This window comes from Sphingomonas fucosidasi (assembly GCF_036663855.1).
Lineage (GTDB): Bacteria > Pseudomonadota > Alphaproteobacteria > Sphingomonadales > Sphingomonadaceae > Sphingomonas > Sphingomonas faeni_B.
This window is the reverse complement of record NZ_JAXOJR010000027.1, coordinates 1-1091: the sequence shown is the minus strand read 5'-3', so window position 1 is coordinate 1091 and position 1091 is coordinate 1. Positions and strand designations below refer to the sequence as shown.

Here is a 1091-nt window from a genome sequence, read left to right as displayed (position 1 = left end):
AGCCAGTGCTGCTGGTTCTCGATGGTCCAGTGAGCCCTGATCACGCGCAACGCCTCGTCTGGAGGCAAGAGGCGGGAGAAGATGGCGTATCGGGTATCGGTCTGCTCCTCGCCCTTGATGCGGCGCAAGCTGTCGATCCTTGCGACGGCGCAAAGATCCTCGAAGCCATATTGCCCCGCCCAGTCGCTGGGCGTCGCCGCCACCCATGCCCGGCGTTCCTCGTACCGGCCATGGGCGGTTTCGCTCGTGCTGGCCGCCTGGTCGGGATCCGGGTTGGCAAGCAGGTCGCGGATCGCTCCGTATAGCGGCCCGCGATTGCCTTTGATGACAAGGGCATAGTCTCCACCGCGCGCCCGGATGGCGGAGACCGTCGCACGACTGGCATGCAGGGCGTCGGCGGTCACGGTGCAGCCCGTCAGATCAAGCAAGGCGATGATCTCGCGGGCTGCCGTGACCTCGCTGCGATTGGGAGCACGGCACTGGCTCAGCACCAGCCGGTGATCGGCCGCCCAGGCCGTCACCAGATGCAACGGCATGGTGCGGCGGGCAACGTCGACCGCCCCACGCAACGACTTGCCGTCGATCGCGATGATCGGTCCTGCCATCCCTTGATGTTCGAGCGTGGCGGCAAAGGCGCTGGTGAAGCGGTAGAACGCCTTCTCGAAGGCCGGTGGATCAAGCAGCCGGAAGACCCGGCTGAAAGTATCATGGCTTGGCGTCCCGTGATCCAAAGGCAGGAACTGCCCCAGAAGATCCCGCTTCGCTTCGCCAAATTCGGCGATGTCGACGCATGTCTCCGCACCGCAAAGCAACGCCGCAAACGCGATCAGCAGAATATCCGGCAACGCATGGCTGACGTTCGACCGCCGAGGGTCCGGCACAACCTCGAATAGCTCCTGAAAACCCCGCATCCAATCCTCCCGGGCAACCCAGGAGACGCTACAGAATCCAATCTATCGAAATTGGCCAGACCCTCTTTCCGCCATATGCGATTCCCCTGCCTTCAGGGGAGGGGCTTAAGCAGGTCACATCGCGGCGAGCAGGGTCGCGATCGGGATGAAGGCGAAGGCGACCGAGCTGTCCGCCACGCC

The 1091-nt window shown here is 64.0% G+C and carries 1 protein-coding gene; it reads right to left on the bottom strand.

What is annotated here, in order from left to right; all coding sequences use genetic code 11:
* On the bottom strand, positions 1-911 hold a 911-nt coding region (locus tag U1737_RS20595; protein ID WP_332798087.1), incomplete at its 3' end, for an ISAs1 family transposase.
* Positions 912-1091 lie beyond the last annotated feature (180 nt).